The sequence below is a fragment of the Streptomyces sp. HPF1205 genome, from assembly GCF_020400825.1.
GTDB lineage: Bacteria > Actinomycetota > Actinomycetes > Streptomycetales > Streptomycetaceae > Actinacidiphila.
Genome location: NZ_JAINVH010000015.1, coordinates 157,684 through 173,849, shown reverse-complemented (window position 1 = coordinate 173,849; position 16,166 = coordinate 157,684). Strand labels below are relative to the sequence as shown.

The 16,166-nt window shown below is 71.9% G+C and carries 15 protein-coding genes; 1 reads left to right on the top strand and 14 read right to left on the bottom strand.

Translation table 11 applies throughout. The annotated features are described in order from the left end of the window. Nucleotide 1 precedes the first annotated feature (1 nt). The 11 genes from cseB to K7G61_RS19295 form a co-directional block, all read right to left on the bottom strand. Nucleotides 2–685: a two-component system response regulator CseB gene (gene cseB / locus K7G61_RS19345; protein ID WP_225848134.1), complete on the bottom strand. Its 684-nt coding sequence runs from the start codon at nucleotides 683–685 to the stop codon at nucleotides 2–4. A 4-nt stretch (nucleotides 686–689) separates the two neighbouring features. After that, nucleotides 690–1,433 (bottom strand): hypothetical protein, encoded by a 744-nt coding sequence (locus K7G61_RS19340; RefSeq protein WP_225848133.1) that lies wholly within the window; start codon nucleotides 1,431–1,433, stop codon nucleotides 690–692. Continuing rightward, nucleotides 1,421–1,951: a SigE family RNA polymerase sigma factor gene (locus K7G61_RS19335; RefSeq protein WP_225848132.1), complete on the bottom strand. Its 531-nt coding sequence runs from the start codon at nucleotides 1,949–1,951 to the stop codon at nucleotides 1,421–1,423. The genes K7G61_RS19340 and K7G61_RS19335 overlap by 13 nt, the downstream gene beginning before the upstream one ends. A 270-nt stretch (nucleotides 1,952–2,221) precedes the next feature. Continuing rightward, nucleotides 2,222–2,977, bottom strand: coding sequence for a hypothetical protein (locus K7G61_RS19330; protein WP_225848131.1), 756 nt, complete (start codon nucleotides 2,975–2,977; stop codon nucleotides 2,222–2,224). Beyond that, nucleotides 2,974–3,552: an RNA polymerase sigma factor gene (locus K7G61_RS19325; protein WP_225848130.1), complete on the bottom strand. Its 579-nt coding sequence runs from the start codon at nucleotides 3,550–3,552 to the stop codon at nucleotides 2,974–2,976. The genes K7G61_RS19330 and K7G61_RS19325 overlap by 4 nt, the downstream gene beginning before the upstream one ends. Nucleotides 3,553–3,576: 24 nt before the next feature. Next, entirely contained in the window at nucleotides 3,577–4,776 is a 1,200-nt protein-coding gene (locus K7G61_RS19320; RefSeq protein WP_225848129.1) for a serine/threonine-protein kinase, read from the bottom strand. After that, a complete protein-coding gene (locus tag K7G61_RS19315; protein WP_225848128.1) occupies nucleotides 4,707–6,626 on the bottom strand; it encodes an ABC transporter ATP-binding protein in 1,920 nt (639 codons plus the stop codon). Before K7G61_RS19315 ends, K7G61_RS19320 begins: the two co-directional genes overlap by 70 nt. Before the next feature lie 322 nt (nucleotides 6,627–6,948). Further along, on the bottom strand, nucleotides 6,949–8,055 hold the full coding sequence (locus K7G61_RS19310) for a zinc-binding dehydrogenase (protein WP_225848127.1): 1,107 nt from the start codon (nucleotides 8,053–8,055) through the stop codon (nucleotides 6,949–6,951). Between the two features lie 47 nt (nucleotides 8,056–8,102). Then, a complete protein-coding gene (locus tag K7G61_RS19305) occupies nucleotides 8,103–8,480 on the bottom strand; it encodes a MerR family transcriptional regulator (RefSeq protein WP_225848126.1) in 378 nt (125 codons plus the stop codon). A gap of 175 nt (nucleotides 8,481–8,655) precedes the next feature. Next, a complete protein-coding gene (locus K7G61_RS19300) occupies nucleotides 8,656–8,886 on the bottom strand; it encodes a DUF397 domain-containing protein (RefSeq protein WP_225848125.1) in 231 nt (76 codons plus the stop codon). A 150-nt stretch (nucleotides 8,887–9,036) separates the two neighbouring features. Then, on the bottom strand, nucleotides 9,037–10,617 hold the full coding sequence (locus K7G61_RS19295) for an MDR family MFS transporter (RefSeq protein WP_225848124.1): 1,581 nt from the start codon (nucleotides 10,615–10,617) through the stop codon (nucleotides 9,037–9,039). 265 nt (nucleotides 10,618–10,882) lie between these two features. On the opposite strand from K7G61_RS19295, the gene K7G61_RS19290 reads away from it, so the two are divergent. Continuing rightward, complete coding sequence (locus K7G61_RS19290; protein ID WP_225848164.1) at nucleotides 10,883–11,482, top strand: TetR/AcrR family transcriptional regulator; 600 nt, start codon at nucleotides 10,883–10,885, stop codon at nucleotides 11,480–11,482. Nucleotides 11,483–11,487: 5 nt separating this feature from the next. On the opposite strand, the gene K7G61_RS19285 is transcribed toward K7G61_RS19290, so the two are convergent. The 3 genes from K7G61_RS19285 to K7G61_RS19275 form a co-directional block, all read right to left on the bottom strand. Further along, nucleotides 11,488–12,219 carry a M23 family metallopeptidase gene (locus K7G61_RS19285; protein ID WP_225848123.1) on the bottom strand — a complete coding sequence of 244 codons (732 nt, stop codon included), beginning with the start codon at nucleotides 12,217–12,219 and terminating at the stop codon, nucleotides 11,488–11,490. Between the two features lie 362 nt (nucleotides 12,220–12,581). Further along, nucleotides 12,582–13,127, bottom strand: a complete 546-nt coding sequence (locus K7G61_RS19280) for a Uma2 family endonuclease (RefSeq protein ID WP_225848122.1) — start codon at nucleotides 13,125–13,127, stop codon at nucleotides 12,582–12,584. 142 nt (nucleotides 13,128–13,269) lie between these two features. Then, the gene (locus K7G61_RS19275; protein ID WP_225848121.1) at nucleotides 13,270–15,792 is read right to left on the bottom strand and encodes an ATP-dependent Clp protease ATP-binding subunit; all 2,523 of its coding nucleotides are present in this window, start codon (nucleotides 15,790–15,792) and stop codon (nucleotides 13,270–13,272) included. Between the last annotated feature and the right edge of the window lie 374 nt (nucleotides 15,793–16,166).

Genomic DNA, 16,166 nt, shown 5'->3' with positions numbered 1-16,166 from the left:
CTCAGGCCCGCAGCTTGTACCCGAAACCGCGGACGGTCTCGATCCGGTCCTGCCCGATCTTGGCCCGCAGCCGCTGGACGTGGACGTCGACGACCCTGGTGTCGCCGCCCCACTCGTAGTCCCACACCCGCTCCAGCAGCTTGTCGCGGGACAGCACGGTGCCGGGCGCGCCCGCGAACTCCAGCAGCAGCCGCATCTCGGTGGGGGTCAGCGCCAGGCGCTTGCCGTCCCGGGTGACTTCCATGCCCTCGGGGTCGATATCGATGTCGCCGAAGGACAGCAGGGTGCCGCCGTCCTCCTCCTCGTCCTGGGAGCTGGCGCGGAAGCGGCGCAGGACGGCGCGGATGCGGGCGACCAGGACGGCGGTGTCGAACGGCTTCGTGACGTAGTCGTCGGCGCCGGCCTCCAGGCCCAGCACGATGTCGATGGAGTCGGCCCGCGCGGACAGCATGATCACCGGCACGGTCGACTCGTCCCGTATCCGCCGGCACAGGCTCACCCCGTCCAGCCCGGGCACCATGACGTCGAGCAGCGCGAGGTCGGGCTGCTTCGCGCGGAAGGCCTCCAGGCCGGTCAGCCCGTCGGGGGCCGCGGTGACCTGGAAGCCGTCGCGCTCCAGCGCGAGGGTGGTCGCCTCGCGGATGACGTCGTCGTCCTCGACGAACAGGACGTGGGTGGCTGCCATGCCGCTATCGTGCCCCATCGCCGGGGCTCGGCGTCGCGGTGCCTGTGGACGGCGGCTGGTAGTGCGGCAGCGCCCGCGGCGAGGCGTTCATGTTCGGCGGGTCGGGGTCGATCGGGCTGGCGGAGGGCGCGGGCAGCTTGGCCGTGGACGTCGGCTCCGGCGACTGCGTCGGGTTCGCCTTGGTCAGGTCCGAGAAGGACCGGGCGACCTCGATGAAGCGGTTCCCCTCCCAGGCGTAGGTGATCTGCTCGAACCCGGTGGGGTTCGAGGGCAGGTCGTCGGACCGGTACACCTCGTGGATCACTTCGAGGCGGCCGCCGTCCACGCTCGCGGTGACCGGGGGCCGGTCGTCGGAGAAGACGTTCTCGTACTTGCCGCCGATCATCCGGTACACGTACGCCGCGAGGCCCGTCCCGTCGGCGCAGGTGGTGATGTTCACCACGAGGTCGGGGCCGTCGCCCGAGGTGAGGTTGCCCGCCTCGGCGTCCATCGGGTACTGGCCGCCCAGGCACGGGCTGAGGTCCGCGCGCACGTCCGCGCTCACGCTGGTGTCCCGGCCGACCAGGTGCGCCAGCGCCACCGTGTTCGAGGCGATGGCCGGTGCCTTGGTGGACGGCGCCTTGACGGTCGCGGTGGCCGCCGGGCCCTCGCGCCGGGCGCCGGTGACCCTCGTACCGCAACCCGCGACCGACAGCCAGCAGACGCACACCAGTGCGAGGGCTGCGGCGATCGGGGTTATGCGGCGCACGCGTTCTCCATCCGTGTGTAGCCGTACCGGCCGTGCTCCAGTTCGTGGCGCAGACGGGCGAGCGCCCGGTGCAGTGTGCTCTTCACCGTACCCGTGGACATTCCCAGCGCGCGGGCCGTCTCCTCGGTCGTCATCTGGCCGTAGTGCCGCATCATGACGACCTGCCGCTGCTTGGGCGCGAGCACCTTCAGGACGTCGCGGAGCATCTCGCGGTCCGCGCGCTGCTCGGCCCCGTCGTCCACGCTGGCGTCCGGCAGCTCGCCCGTGGGCACTTCCTCCAGCCGCCGGCTGCGCCACCACTCGGTGCGCGTGTTGATCATCACGCGCCGCATGTACGCGTCCGCGAGCGCCTTGTCGGCGATCCCGTCCCACCGCGGATACGTGCGCACCAGCGCGGTCTGCACCAGGTCCTGGGCGTCGATCGGGTCCGGCACAAGGCGGCGGGCGCTGCGCAGCAGGGCTTCCTGCCGCGTCCGCACGTACTCCTCGAACTCCAGTACCGCGCCGCTCGCCGCCATGGATGCCTCCGTGTCCACTGCTTCCGCCACGGCCGGGCGGGGGTGACTCCCCACCGACCGAAGCCGACGCTACGGAGCGGATGTTGGGCTTCCGCGACCGTCAGCGCACAGCGGGCTCACAGCAACCCATCGGTTGTGTAACGACCAGGGGACAATTCGCGCATTTCTTCCCGTAGGCGGACGGATGACCGCACGGATCGGGCCGCGGCCCCCGCCCCGGCCGCCGCCCCTGCCCGGGCGCCCTCCGGCGGGAGGGCGCCCCGCGACCGGTCAGGACGGGCCCGGGGCGAAGGTCGTCGCCGCCACCACGGTGCCGTTCGCGGCGACCAGCCGCAGGCCGGTGACGGGGGACGGACCGGAGGGGTACGCACCGCCCCACTGGCCGTACCCGTGGGAGATGGCGAACGAGCCGATCGTCGCGGTGGAGCCGTCGCCGCGCTCGATCTGGCAGCGGACCGTGCCGTCGATCCTGCCCGCCGCCTGGTCGGCCTCCACCGACACGTAGACCCACGGCGGCGAACCGCCGTACGCGAAGGCCCGTCCGACGGGCTTGCCCGCGCTGTGGCCCGGCGCCGCCGAGGGGCCCGGCAGTGTGAGGGCGGAGTCGGCCAGCCAGGCGCCCGGGTGCGGCCCGGCCGCCGTGACGGCGGGCACCGGCTCGCCGGGGCTCTGCCCGATCGTCCAGCCGCCCAGGCCCGCCCCTACGGCCGCGGCGGCAGCCGCGGCAGCCAGCCCCAGGCGGCGTGGAAACCGGCGGCGGAGGGGGCGGGCCACCGCCCTCTCCGCCGTCGGCACGCCGAGGCGCCACAGCACACGCGTCTCGAAGCCGACGGGGGGCTCGCCGGGCGGAACCAGTTCCAGCAGCCCGTCGGCGGCGCGGACGAGCTGGCGGACGTGCTCGCGGCAGGCGGGACAGTCCTGGACGTGGGCCACGGCCGCCCTGTTGCGGGCCGGCAGGATTCCCAGGGCCAGCTCCGGTGCCAGCTCCGCGAAGTCCCCGCAGGCGAGGCGGCCGGCCCCGGTCATGGCCGGTACTGCCTGTCCCGCAGCGAGGCGCGCAGCTTCTCCAGCGCCGTCCTGATGCGGCTCTTGGCCGTGCCGAGCGGCACGCACTCGACGTCCGCGACCTGCTGGGCGGTCATCCCGTAGACGCCGGCCATCACCACGGCCCGCGCCTGGTCGTGCGGCAGCCCGGAGATCGCCTCGCGCACCTCCGCCGAGGTCTCGTCGGCGATCGCCTGCCGCTCGGGCGTCTGGGTCATGGCGTCGAGCAGCGGGGCCAGGTCCTGCGGATCGACCGGCACCGCCCTGCGCGCCCGTACCGCGTCGATCGCGAGGTTGTGCGCGATCGCGGTCAGCCAGGTCCGCACCGAACCGCGGCGCGGGTCGTACACCTGCGCGTGCCGGCAGGCCCGCTCGAAGGTCTGCTGCGCGACGTCCTCGGCAAGCTGCTGGTCACGGGTCACCGTCATCGCCACCCCGAAGATCATCCGCTGAAACCTCCGAACGAACGCGACGCAGAGTTCGGGATCACCTGTCATCAGGCCCGCGACCAACGCGTCGTCGGGCAACCGGTCCGAGGGGAGCCCCGCCCTGCCCATATCTCTACTACGTACCACCGCGCCTCAGGGATCGCCCGCGGGGCCGGACGCGGCGCGCGGGCCGCCGCCGCGCCGGTTCTCGGGTCCCCCCGGCGCCGGCGGCACATAGCGCCGGGGCCGCGGCAGCACCTCGTCGAAGGCGGCGGCGAGTTCGCCGACCGCGGGCCGGGCGGCCGGGTCCGGTTCGAGGCAGCCGTCGATCGCGGCGGCCAGGGCCCGCGGCAGCCGCCGGCGGGTGCGGATCAGCGGCGCCCGCGCCTCCAGTTGCGCGTACGAGTCCTGGCCGGTGTCCCCCGCGTCCCCGTCCCACCACGGGCTCCCGGTGTACGAGGGGCCGGTGTACGAGGGGCCGGTGTACGAGGGGCCGGTGTACGAGGGGCCGTCCGCCGGGCCGCCGGCGGCCTGCGCGCCCTGCGTCCCGTAACCGCCGTCCGGGCCGGAGCCGCCCCGCGTCCCGTAGCCGCTCTCCGTCCCGTAGCCGCTCTCCGTCCCGTAGCCGCTCTCCGTCCCGTAGCCGCTCTCCGTCCCCTCCGTCCCGTACGTGTCGAACAGCACCTCGCCGGTGGCGGCCTCGTACAGCGTGACGCCGATGCCCCAGACGTCCGCTGCCGGGCCGAGCGGCTCCCCCGTGGCCTGCTCGGGCGCGAGGTAGCAGAAGGTGCCCAGGCCCTTGGGCGCCGTGCCGGGCGGGCGCGCGACGCTGAGGTCGAGCAGCTTGGCGTGCCCGCAGTCGATCGCGACGTTGGACGGCTTGACGTCCAGGTGCAGCAGGCCCCGACCGTGCAGGTAGTGGACGGCCGAGCACAGGTGCGTGCCGAGCAGCGCGAGGTCGGCGGCCGACGGCCGGCGGGTCAGCCGGTGCACGAGGTGGCACAGCGTCTCGCCGGTCAGCGTCTCCAGGACGACCAGGGGCTCGGGCACCTCAAGCGTCTCGTAGCCGCGCACCAGGTGCGGGTGCGTGAACGACTGCAGCCACCGGCCCTCGCGCAGCAGCCGCTCGCGCAGCCGCCGCTCCTCCCGGCGGTCGGGGCGCACCGCCTTCACCACGCACCTGCAGTCGCGCTCCCGGCTCCAGGCGTCGTACACGTCCAGCCAGCCGGTCCTGGCCAGGTGCGCGAGGATCTCGTAGCCCGGGGCCGGGCTCGTGCCGGGGCTCAGGGGCGGGGGCGCAGGAGCGGGACGGGCCGGTGGCGGCGAGGGCCCGCCGGTGACGGCGTGGGACATGGGTACACCTCCGCGTCGGACGCGGGCCCGGCGGCCGGGCCGTGCAGCCGGAACAGCCGGGCGTAGATCCCCCCGCGGGCGAGCAGCTCCTCGTGGCCGCCGCACTCGGCGACCCGGCCCCGGTCCAGCACCAGGATCCGGGTGGCGTCGCGGGTGGTGAGCAGGTTGTGCGAGATGACGATCGTGGTACGGCCGGCCATCAGCCGCCGCAGGGGGCCCATGATCCGGCGGCCGGACTCCGCGTCCAGGCCGGTGGTGGGCTCGTCGAGGATCAGCACGGGCGCGTCCCTGACCATCGCGCGGGCGACGGCCAGCCGCTGGCGCTGGCCGCCCGACAGCAGCAGGCCGCCGCGGCCCACGTCGGTGTCGTAGCCGTCCGGGAGGCCGCGGATGAAGTCGTGGGCGTCGGCCGCGCGGGCCGCCGCGACGATCTCCGCCTCGGTCGCGTCCGGGCGGCCGTACGCGATGTTCTCCCGCACCGAGCCCTGCAGCACGAGCGTCTCCTGGAGGACCACGGCCATGTTGGCCCGCAGCTCGTCCGGCCGCAGCTCCCGCAGGTCGATGCCGTCGAAGCGGACGGCGCCGAGGTCGGGGTCGTAGAACCGCAGCAGCAGCTTGGCGGCCGTCGACTTGCCGGCGCCGCTGGCACCGACGACCGCCAGGGTCTCGCCGGGCGCGGCGCCGAAGGACACCTCCGACAGGGCCGGCCCGGCGGCGTCGGGGTAGCGGAAGGAGACCTCGTCGAACTCCACCCGCCCGCGGGCCCGCCCGATCCGGCGGGGCGCGGCGGCGACGGGCACCTGCGGCCGCTCGTCGAGCAGTTCGATGATCCGCTCGGCGGCGGCGGAGGCGGCGTAGAAGGTGTTGGTGAGCCGGGACAGGTCGCGCAGCGGCTGGTAGAGCCTGCTGAGCAGGGCGAGGAAGACCAGCAGCCCGCCCAGCGTGAGCTGTCCCTGGGCCAGCTTCCACGTCCCCAGCGCGATGACCGCCAGGGCGCCGAGGACCTCAAGGAGCTCCACGAGCGGCCCGTACACGCCGCGGATGCGGGTCGCGGCCATGGCCGCCCGGTACCGCCCCAGGTTCTCCCGCTGGAACCTGCCGTGCTCCGAGCCCTGCCGGTTGTACGCCTGCACCAGCGCGATGTTGCCGAAGACCTCCTCGGTGACCGCGCTGATCGCGCCGCCGCGCCGCCGCCGCTCGCGCGAGGCGGCCTTGATCCGGCGCGAGAAGTGCCGTGCCGCGACCCAGAACAGGGGCGCGATGACGAGGGCGATGAGGGTCAGGTCCCACTGGAGGTAGACGAGCAGGCCGACGAAGACGCCGAGCTGGATCACGTAGTACAGGGCGTCAGCGACCCCGGACAGCAGGAACGTCTCGACCGCGTCGACGTCGCCGGTCACGCGGTACAGCAGGTCGCCCAGGCGCCGCCGTTCGAAGAAGCCCAGGGACAGGCCCTGGACGTGCCGGAAGACCTCGGAGCGCAGGTTCAGCAGGAACCGCTCGCCGACCCACGTGGACATCATGGTGTCGGCGAAGTCCACCAGGCCGATGCCGAGCGTCAGCCCGATGTACGCGAGCGCGATGGGGAGCAGCGGACCGAGATCGCGCGGGACGAGCACGTCGTCGACGACGAGCTTGAACATCCAGATCTGGGCCGCGTCGATCGCCGGCCCGACCACGCTGAGCACGAGGATCGGCACCAGCCAGCGGCGCCCGCCGCGGGTGTACGGCCAGAACCGCCGGAACACCGTCCGTACCGGGACAGCCGGTGCCGCCGCGACGACCCCGCCGGAACCGTCGGGCCCCGACACCAGCCGCCGCAAGGCCGCCCGCACTCCACCGGCCGCCATACGCCTGCCTCAACGCGCTCCACGCCCTGCGTCCGGAGCACCGCGCTCCGCGCGACGCGGAAGGCCGGCCCGGGACACGCCCGGCCCGGCCTCCCGGTACGGCAGGACGCCGGTCACGTCAGTGGCCGTGCGTGCTGTGGGTGGTGGGGCGCCTCTTGTTGTGACGCCTGTTGCTCGTGAAGCTGTGGGAGTGCTTCCTGTGGTGATGGTGCTTGGCCGGAAGAACTGGTTTGAGGTTCATGGCCCTTCCTCTCAAGGGATCAACACTCTTGATACGAACGGGGCGCCCGGAGGGATGACTCCTGGCAAGAGCCTGTCGGTGTCAGCGCGGCCAGGGGTCGAGGGCGTGCTTGCCGCGGGTCGCGCCGGCCCCCATCCGCCGCAGCACCGCGGGCCCGTCGGCCAGGGGGTGGACCTCGGGGGTGCCGGGCGGGCAGACCCCCCGCGCGACGAGGGACGCGAGCTCGGCGAGCACCGACCGGTACAGGGACGGGGCCGCGGCCGCCAGCACCCCGATGTGCAGTCCCTTGACCTGCACCTGATGGGTGAAGACCAGGTCGTTCGTGCTCAAGGTGGCGTCGCCGGAAGCGGCGCCGAACACGACGACGCGACCGGTGAAGCGCTTGGTGACCGCCAGGCTCGCCGCGAAGGTGGTGCGTCCCACCGACTCCAGGACCAGGTCGGCACCGCCGGTCAGGCGGGTGATCTCCGCGGCCAGGTCGGGACGGGCGGCGTCCAGGACCGCGTCGGCGCCCAGCGCCCTGACCGTGTCGTGCTTGGCCGCGGACGCCGTGGCGATCACCCGCGCCCCGTAGTGGCGGGCCAGGCGTACGGCGGCCTGCCCCACGCCTCCCGCCGCGGCGTGCACGAGCACCACGTCACCCGCCTCCACCCCGCCCAGCGGTTTCAGCGCCGCCAGCGCGGTCGCCCAGTTGAGCACCAGGCCGAGGGCTTCGGCGTCGCTCCAGCCGGACGGTACGGGGAGCACGCCCGCGGCCGGCATCGTCATGTACTGCGCGAAGGCGCCCGGTCCGGTGCCGACGACATGGGTGCCGGGCGGGAGCGGGTCGACGATGCCGGGGCCGGCGCCGGCGATCTCGCCGGCGGCTTCGAAGCCCGCCACGTAGGGCGCCCGGGGACCGCCGCCGTAAGTGCCGCGGCTCTGCATGACGTCCGCGAAGTTGACGCCCGCGGCGCCCACGCGCACCAGGTACGCGCCCGGCCCCGGCTCGGGGCGGGGCAGGTCGGCCGTGAGGACCAGGTCCCCGGGGCCGTGGTGCGACCGCTGCACCAGCGCCCGCATGGTCCCCCCGGCCGGCCGCCTGCGCGGGGGCTCCGCCTGCTCTGCCTGCTCCGCCCGCTCTGCCCGGTCTGCGTGTCCTGAGGGCTCTGCCCGGTCCGCGGCGTGCCGCCGCCCATCGGTCTCCATACGCGGGAACGTAGGGTCCTGACGCCGGTGTCAAGGTCAAGCCGGGGTCAGCGGTCCGGCGCGCCTGCCCTGCGCAGGTAGGCGTCGAGGGCGGCCTGCCGCTCGCTGAGACCGGCGATCCGCTCGGCGAGCCGGTCGCGGTACCCGCGTACCTCCCGCAGGAACCGCGCGCACGCCTCGTCCGCGCCGGAGCCGGTGCCCGCGCCGGGTCCCGAGGCGGGCTCGGACAGGATCTCCCTGATCAGCCGCACGGGCAGTCCGGACCCCAGCAGGTCGCGGATGACGCGGACGCGGTCGAGGGTGGAGGGGCAGTAGTCCCGGTACCCGTTGCCCAGCCGGCCGGGGACGATCAGGCCCTCGTCCTCGTAGTACCGCAGCGACCTGGCACTCGCGCCGCTGGTCCTGGCGGCTTCGCCGATCCTCATGGCAGGGGCAACGCCCGCGCGCGGCAGGGCCTTCCCGCCGCCGGACGCATGGCGTCGAGGCGTCGCGGGCCATAGGCGTCGAAGCGAAGCAAGGGCGCCGGGTCGTCGCGGCCAGGGTGTCCGGCCGCACAGGCGTCGGGGCGTACAGGCGCCGAGACGCCCGGGCGCCCGGGCCTCAGATGTCGAACTCGCCGTCCCGGGCGCCCAGGACGAAGGCGCGCCACTCGGCGGCGGTGTAGCGCAGGACCGGCCCGTCCGGGTCGGCCGAGTTGCGCATGGCCACGGCACCCTCGGGGAGGTACGCGATCTCCACGCGGTTCGCCGGGTCGCTGTCCGGCGCGGCCGTCCACTCCACGCCGCTCAAGTCGAGGGCGTACAGCGCTTCCTTCTCCCGTGCGTCGGCCATCTCAGACGGTGCCTTTGCTGTTCGCGGTGTCACGTACGCCGGGCGGCCCTGACATCCGGCCGCCGCACCGGCAACGTACCACCACGGCGGCCCGCGGCCGTACGGAATCGGCCGGGACCACCGTGGCGGGGTACCCCCGTGACACCGCCCTCAGACGGCGTCCGCGACGAGCTGCGGCTGCTCCTCGGAGCCCTCGGCGGGCTTCTTGGCCGCCGAGCCGCGCAGCGGCGTCTCGACGAGGAAGAAGGCCGCGATGAAGCCGATGACGCTCACGGCCGCGCCGCACAGGAAGACGATGTGCGTGCCCGAGGCGACCGCGTGGAAGTACGCGTTCTTGATGTCCGGCGAGAACTTGGCGATGGTCGCCGGGTCGAGCTGCGCGCCGGCCTTGGTGACCGCGGCGCCCCGCGAACCCGCGCCGCCGGCCATGCCGTGCTGGACGCGGTGCGAGAACAGGGCGCCGAAGAGGGAGACGCCGAAGGAACCGCCGATCGTACGGAACAAGGTGGCGGAGGACGAGCCGACGCCTATGTCCGCGAGCTGGACGCTGTTCTGGGCCACCAGCATGGTGATCTGCATGATGAAGCCCATGCCGGCGCCGAGGACGGCCATGAACAGGCCCGAGGTCAGGCGGCTGGTGTGGACGCCCATCGTGGACAGCAGGAACAGGCCGACCGTGATGAGGGCGCCGCCGATGATCGGGAAGATCTTGTACTTGCCGGTGGAGGTGGTGACCCGGCCCGCGACCATGGACACGGCCATCATGGCCAGCAGCATCGGGAGCAGGAGCAGACCGGAGTTGGTGGCCGAGGCGCCCTGGACGGTCTGCTGGTAGAGCGGCAGGAAGGTCATCGCGCCGAACATGGTGAAGCCGACGAGGAAGCCGATCAGCGAGATGAGGGTGAAGTTGCCGCTGCGGAAGATCCGCAGTGGGAGCACCGGCTCGGCGGCGCGGGTCTCGGCGTGGATGAAGGCGGCCAGGGCGGCGAGGCCGACGACCAGCAGCCCGATGATGGTCGCCGAGCCCCAGGCGTACTGCGTGCCGCCCCAGGTGGTGAGCAGTACGAGCGAGGTGATGGCGACGGTGAGCAGCGACGCGCCCAGGTAGTCGACGCGGCCCTCGGCGCGCTTCCTCGGCACGTGCAGCACGATGGTGATCATCGTCAGGGCGACGGCGCCTATCGGGAGGTTGATGTAGAAGCTCCAGCGCCAGCCCCAGTGGTCGGTGATCGAGCCGCCGACCAGCGGGCCGCCGATCATCGCGATGGCCATGACGCCCGCGATCATGCCCTGGTACTTGCCGCGCTCGCGGGGCGGGACCAGCTCGCCGATGATCGCCATCACACCGACGATGAGGCCGCCCGCGCCCAGGCCCTGGATCGCGCGGAAGGTGATGAGCTGGTCCATCGACCGCGACATGCCGGACAGCGCGGAACCGCACAGGAACAGCACGATCGAGGTCAGGAAGATGCCCTTCCTGCCGTACATGTCGCCGAGCTTGCCCCAGATGGGGGTCGAGGTGGCCGTGGCGAGCGTGTAGGCGGTGACCACCCAGGACAGGTGGTTGAGGCCGCCCAGGTCGCCGACGATGGTCGGCATCGCGGTGCCGACGATCATGTTGTCGAGCATCGCCAGCAGCATCGCGATCAGCAGGCCGACCATCACCACGCGCACGCTGCGGGGGCGGGGCCCTGGTTTGGCGGCGGTGACCGCCGGTTCGGTCGGGGTCATGACCGGATTCCTCCCCCGTCGAGGGCGGCGCCTCTCTGGTCCTCGGACCCGGAAGGTCCGCGGGACCCGCGGGTTTCCCGGGGACCGTCCGCGACTCTTACTTGCCGCCCGGTTAGCACATCTGTCATCGTCAAAGGTAGGTGCCAACTAGCCGGGCGTCAAGTAAGTGCCCTGAGGCCCGGCCAGGCCGTACCGTTGGGCATTGGGACCGTCACTCGGTGACACCGCGTGGCGCACGGCGCAGCAGCAGGAGAGCGACACAGTCATGGCCACACCGCAGCCGCAGCAGCAGCCACCGCATGCACGCCGTGGCGACACCCGGCGCCGGATCCAGGACGTCGCGCTGGAGCTGTTCGCCGAGCGGGGCTACGAGAAGACGTCGCTGCGCGAGATCGCCGAGCACCTGGACGTCACGAAGGCCGCGCTCTACTACCACTTCAAGACCAAGGAAGACATCCTCATCAGCCTCTCCGAGGACCTGGCCAGGCCGCTGGACGAGCTGATCGAGTGGGGCGAGTCCCAGCCGCGCTCGCTGGCGACCAAGCAGGAGCTGCTGCGCCGCTACGCCGACGCGCTGTGGGCCTCGGCGGCCTTCTTCCGCTTCATCCAGGAGAACCAGGCGGCGGTGCGCGAGCTGAGCATCGGCGAGTCCTTCCGCACCCGGTTCGTGTCGCTCAGCGACCTGCTCAAGGAGCCGGACGCCCCCCTGACCGCCCAGGTGCGGTCCGTCAGCGCGCTGCTGTCGATGCACGCCGGGATGTTCGTGATGCAGAACGTCGAGGGCGACCCCGAGGAGAAGCGCGCGGCCATCCTTGAGGTCGCCCTCGATCTCGCCGCCCAGGCGGAGGCGGCGCTGACCGGGTGACGCCCTTACGGGTTCACGCCGTGCTCCTTCAGGAAGTGGACCGGCTCGACGCCCGAGCCGTAGTACGGCGTGGTGCGCACCTCGAAGTGCAGGTGGGGGCCGGTCGAGTTGCCGGTGGAGCCGGACTTGGCGATGGTCTCGCCGGTGTTCACGTGCTCGCCGACGTGCACCAGGAACTTCGACAGGTGGCCGTACTGCGTGTACAGGTGGCCGCCGTGCTTGATCACGATGTTGTTGCCGTAGGCGCCGCCCCAGTCGGCCTCCACCACGGTCCCGGCGTGGGCGGCCCGCACCGTGGTGCCGGACGGCACGACGAAGTCCTGGCCGGAGTGCTTGTGCATCCAGTGCGAGCCGGCCTGGTTGAAGTGGGCGCCCAGCACGTAGCCGGTGGTCGGCGTCACCCAGGAGGCGGCGCGCTTCTCGTTGGCGGCCGCGGCCTTGGCCGCGGCCTTCTTCTGGGCGGCGGCCTTGGCCTTCGCCATGTCCGCGGCCTTGTGCGCGGCGGCCTCGGCCTTGGCGGCGGCGGCCTTCTGGCCGGCGGCCTGCTGGTGCACGGCCTGCGCCACGGTGCTCGTGCTCCCGGCGGCGAGGAACCCCTCGTGCTGCGTGCCGCCCGCCGCGAACGCCGCGGTGGAGCCCAGCGCGAGCGCCGCCACCACGCCTCCGGTCACCACGGCCGCGCGGCCGCGGAGCAGGGACTTCGGGGTGCGGTTCTTCATCGTCGAGTTCTTGCGCATGGAGAAATGACCTCACTGGATGGGGGAGCGGCGATTCCGGCTGCGGTGCGCCGCGAATCCTTGGTAACCCGCCATTCGTGAGGCCGACAAGAGGCGCAATTACTAGGAGTGTTCGTAGCGGACGTCCACTCGGCACCTCGGAGGGAATTGCCCGTTTTATTGCGAATCGCCGGGAACCCGCTCCTACCCGTATCCACACAAGCCGGACACGATCCCCCGCCACCCCCGGGCCTGCCCCGTCCCCGGCCCGGCCCCCACTATTTCCCTTCGTACGTGGTTCACGTCACGTGGGACACTTCACCCCCGCCCCCCGTTCCCGTGTTTTTCCGCCCCCGCCGTTCCCGCCTGTTCCGTGTCGCCGGTCACACCTTCCCCGGGAACGTCCCGGTGTCGACGGTGAACGTCTCCCCCGTGCGCAGCCGAACCTCCACGGAGTGGCCGTACGGGACCTCGGTGCGCTCGGCGTAGCCCGAGCCGGTGGGCTGCTCGAAGACGGTGCACAGGCGGGTGAAGGGGTCGGCGATGACATAGACGCCGACGCCGTAGCGGCCGTACTTCTCGACCTTGAGGACGTAGTCGTTGGGGTCGCCCGGCCTGGAGACGACCTCGAAGGCAGCCAGCAGGTCCACACAGGTGAAGCGGTTCTGACGGCGGTGGGCGCCCTTGTCGAGAATGGAGACGTCCGGAGCGGACGACGTCTCGTCGGGGAAGTCGATCGCCACATCGCTGACCAGGCGCTCGAAGGAGATACCGGAGCCCTCCGCAGCCTGCCTGATGCGGACCGTCGTCCAGTCCTGCTCCGGAATCCGGGGCGTCATGACGACCTTCCCGTCCAGGATCTCGATCGTGAAACCCTCGGTCTTCACCGTGGTGTCGATCTCCCGCCACAGCTCGTCCAGAACTGTCACCGGCCGGCCCCCTCACTCACTGCGCACGAGTGCTTCTCGTGGCCGCACGGCAAAAATAGCGGCCGGCCCCGGCTCCGAGCGGTGAGCTCGGAGCCGGGGCCGGCCGATGGGAGCCGTCAGTCCACGGGACTGGCAGCGGCTCTCATGCCTCCTTGGAGAGGTTCGGCGGGCCGCTGGCCGCCTCCACGGGCGGGGCGTCGGCCACGGTGACCTTCTCCTCGCCGCGGAAGGTGAACTTCGCGGACTCGCCCTCGCCCTCGGTGTCGACGACCACGATGTGACCGGGGCGCAGCTCGCCGAAGAGGATCTTCTCCGACAGCGAGTCCTCGATCTCGCGCTGGATCGTCCGGCGCAGCGGCCGGGCGCCCAGCACCGGGTCGTACCCGTGCTTGGACAGCAGCACCTTGGCCTCGGTGGACAGCTCGATGCCCATGTCGCGGTCCCTGAGGCGCTCGTCCACCCGGCTGATCATCAGGTCGACGATCTGCAGGATGTCCTCCTGCGTGAGCTGCGGGAAGACGATCACGTCGTCCACGCGGTTCAGGAACTCGGGCCGGAAGTGCTGCTTCAGCTCGTCGCTGACCTTGGCCTTCATCCGGTCGTAGTTCGACTTCGTGTCGCCCTGGGCGGCGAAGCCCAGGTTGAAGCCCTTGGAGATGTCCCGGGTGCCGAGGTTGGTGGTCATGATGATCACCGTGTTCTTGAAGTCCACGACCCGGCCCTGGGAGTCGGTCAGACGACCGTCCTCCAGGATCTGCAGCAGGCTGTTGAAGATGTCCGGGTGGGCCTTCTCGACCTCGTCGAAGAGGACGACGGAGAACGGCTTGCGGCGCACCTTCTCGGTGAGCTGGCCGCCCTCCTCGTACCCCACGTATCCGGGGGGCGAGCCGAAGAGCCGCGAGACGGTGTGCTTCTCGCTGAACTCCGACATGTCCAGGGAGATCAGCGCGTCCTCGTCGCCGAACAGGAACTCGGCGAGCGCCTTGGACAGCTCGGTCTTACCGACGCCGGACGGGCCGGCGAAGATGAACGAGCCGCCGGGACGCTTGGGGTCCTTCAGACCGGCGCGGGTGCGGCGGATCGCCTTGGACAGCGCCTGGACGGCGTCCTTCTGGCCGATGACGCGCTTGTGGAGCTCGTCCTCCATGCGCAGCAGCCGGGAGGACTCCTCCTCGGTGAGCTTGAAGACCGGGATGCCGGTGGCGGTGGCGAGGACCTCGGCGATCAGCTCGCCGTCGACCTCGGCGACGACGTCCATGTCGCCGGCCTTCCACTCCTTCTCCCGCTTGGCCTTCGCGGCCAGGAGCTGCTTCTCGTTGTCCCGCAGGGACGCGGCCTTCTCGAAGTCCTGCGAGTCGATCGCGGACTCCTTCTCCCGGCGCACCTCGGCGATCTTCTCGTCGAACTCGCGCAGGTCCGGCGGCGCGGTCATCCGGCGGATCCGCATCCGGGAGCCGGCCTCGTCGATCAGGTCGATCGCCTTGTCCGGCAGGAAGCGGTCCGAGATGTAGCGGTCGGCCAGGGTGGCCGCCTGCACCAGGGCCTCGTCGGTGATCGAGACGCGGTGGTGCGCCTCGTACCGGTCGCGCAGGCCCTTGAGGATCTCGATGGTGTGCGGCAGGGACGGCTCGGCGACCTGGATGGGCTGGAAGCGGCGCTCCAGGGCCGCGTCCTTCTCCAGGTACTTGCGGTACTCGTCCAGGGTGGTGGCACCGATGGTCTGCAGCTCGCCGCGGGCCAGCATCGGCTTGAGGATCGAGGCCGCGTCGATCGCGCCCTCGGCGGCGCCGGCGCCGACCAGGGTGTGCAGCTCGTCGATGAACAGGATGATGTCGCCGCGGGTGCGGATCTCCTTGAGCACCTTCTTCAGGCGCTCCTCGAAGTCGCCGCGGTACCGGGAGCCGGCCACCAGGGCGCCCAGGTCCAGGGTGTAGAGCTGCTTGTCCTTCAGGGTCTCGGGGACCTCGCCCTTGACGATCGCCTGGGCCAGGCCCTCGACGACGGCGGTCTTGCCCACGCCGGGTTCGCCGATCAGGACGGGGTTGTTCTTGGTACGGCGGGACAGCACCTGCATGACCCGCTCGATTTCCTTCTCGCGCCCGATGACGGGGTCGAGCTTGCTCTCCCGGGCGGCCTGGGTGAGGTTGCGGCCGAACTGGTCCAGGACGAGCGAGGTCGAGGGGGTGCCCTCGGCCGGCCCGCCGGCCGTGGCCGACTCCTTCCCGCCGGAGTACCCGGACAGCAGCTGGATGACCTGCTGCCGCACCCGGTTGAGATCGGCGCCCAGCTTCACCAGGACCTGGGCGGCGACGCCCTCGCCCTCGCGGATCAGGCCGAGCAGGATGTGCTCGGTGCCGATGTAGTTGTGGCCGAGCTGAAGGGCTTCACGGAGCGACAGCTCCAGGACCTTCTTGGCACGAGGAGTGAAGGGGATGTGACCGGACGGGGCCTGCTGGCCCTGGCCGATGATCTCCTCCACCTGCTGGCGGACCGCCTCAAGAGAAATCCCGAGGCTCTCCAGGGCCTTAGCGGCGACACCCTCACCCTCGTGGATCAGGCCCAGGAGGATGTGCTCGGTGCCGATGTAGTTGTGGTTGAGCATCCGGGCTTCTTCCTGAGCCAGGACGACAACCCGCCGCGCGCGGTCGGTGAACCTCTCGAACATCGTTAATCGCTCCTCAGAGCGGTCGGGCAGTGAGGGGTCGGTCCCCTCCCTGTCCTACCGCATGCTAGTCCCGCACAGCGGCGCGGCTCACGTATCACCCCCGCTCGCGCGGGGAAAGCCTCGCTACCGGCTGACGTCACTCCCACAACCTCGATGGTGCGAGACGATGTTCCCGCAGGCCAGACGAATACCCCGCGAACCACTACGCCCGTGGCGAACGCCTGCCGTTCCCTGCTCGAACACCAGCCCTTCTCACTAGGTACTTCTTACCCTCAGCCGCCCGTAATCCACATCGCCGGGCGATCCGGAGTGCGCTACGGGCGAACAGATTCGCCCCGCCGGACAAGTCCCCGGACGGGCCCGAGCGCCCCGGA

What these genes read in the sequence shown, in the direction of transcription:
- K7G61_RS19325 (WP_225848130.1), bottom strand. Translation starts at nt 3,552, where the DNA reads ATGGGCAGGGCGGGGCTCCCCTCGGACCGGTTGCCCGACGACGCGTTG.
- K7G61_RS19295 (WP_225848124.1), bottom strand. Translation starts at nt 10,617, where the DNA reads ATGACCCCGACCGAACCGGCGGTCACCGCCGCCAAACCAGGGCCCCGC.
- K7G61_RS19285 (WP_225848123.1), bottom strand. Translation starts at nt 12,219, where the DNA reads ATGCGCAAGAACTCGACGATGAAGAACCGCACCCCGAAGTCCCTGCTC.
- K7G61_RS19290 (WP_225848164.1), top strand. Translation starts at nt 10,883, where the DNA reads ATGGCCACACCGCAGCCGCAGCAGCAGCCACCGCATGCACGCCGTGGC.
- K7G61_RS19335 (WP_225848132.1), bottom strand. Translation starts at nt 1,951, where the DNA reads ATGGCGGCGAGCGGCGCGGTACTGGAGTTCGAGGAGTACGTGCGGACG.
- cseB (WP_225848134.1), bottom strand. Translation starts at nt 685, where the DNA reads ATGGCAGCCACCCACGTCCTGTTCGTCGAGGACGACGACGTCATCCGC.
- K7G61_RS19300 (WP_225848125.1), bottom strand. Translation starts at nt 8,886, where the DNA reads ATGGCCGACGCACGGGAGAAGGAAGCGCTGTACGCCCTCGACTTGAGC.
- K7G61_RS19320 (WP_225848129.1), bottom strand. Translation starts at nt 4,776, where the DNA reads ATGTCCCACGCCGTCACCGGCGGGCCCTCGCCGCCACCGGCCCGTCCC.
- K7G61_RS19330 (WP_225848131.1), bottom strand. Translation starts at nt 2,977, where the DNA reads ATGACCGGGGCCGGCCGCCTCGCCTGCGGGGACTTCGCGGAGCTGGCA.
- K7G61_RS19315 (WP_225848128.1), bottom strand. Translation starts at nt 6,626, where the DNA reads ATGGCGGCCGGTGGAGTGCGGGCGGCCTTGCGGCGGCTGGTGTCGGGG.
- K7G61_RS19275 (WP_225848121.1), bottom strand. Translation starts at nt 15,792, where the DNA reads ATGTTCGAGAGGTTCACCGACCGCGCGCGGCGGGTTGTCGTCCTGGCT.
- K7G61_RS19305 (WP_225848126.1), bottom strand. Translation starts at nt 8,480, where the DNA reads ATGAGGATCGGCGAAGCCGCCAGGACCAGCGGCGCGAGTGCCAGGTCG.
- K7G61_RS19310 (WP_225848127.1), bottom strand. Translation starts at nt 8,055, where the DNA reads ATGGAGACCGATGGGCGGCGGCACGCCGCGGACCGGGCAGAGCCCTCA.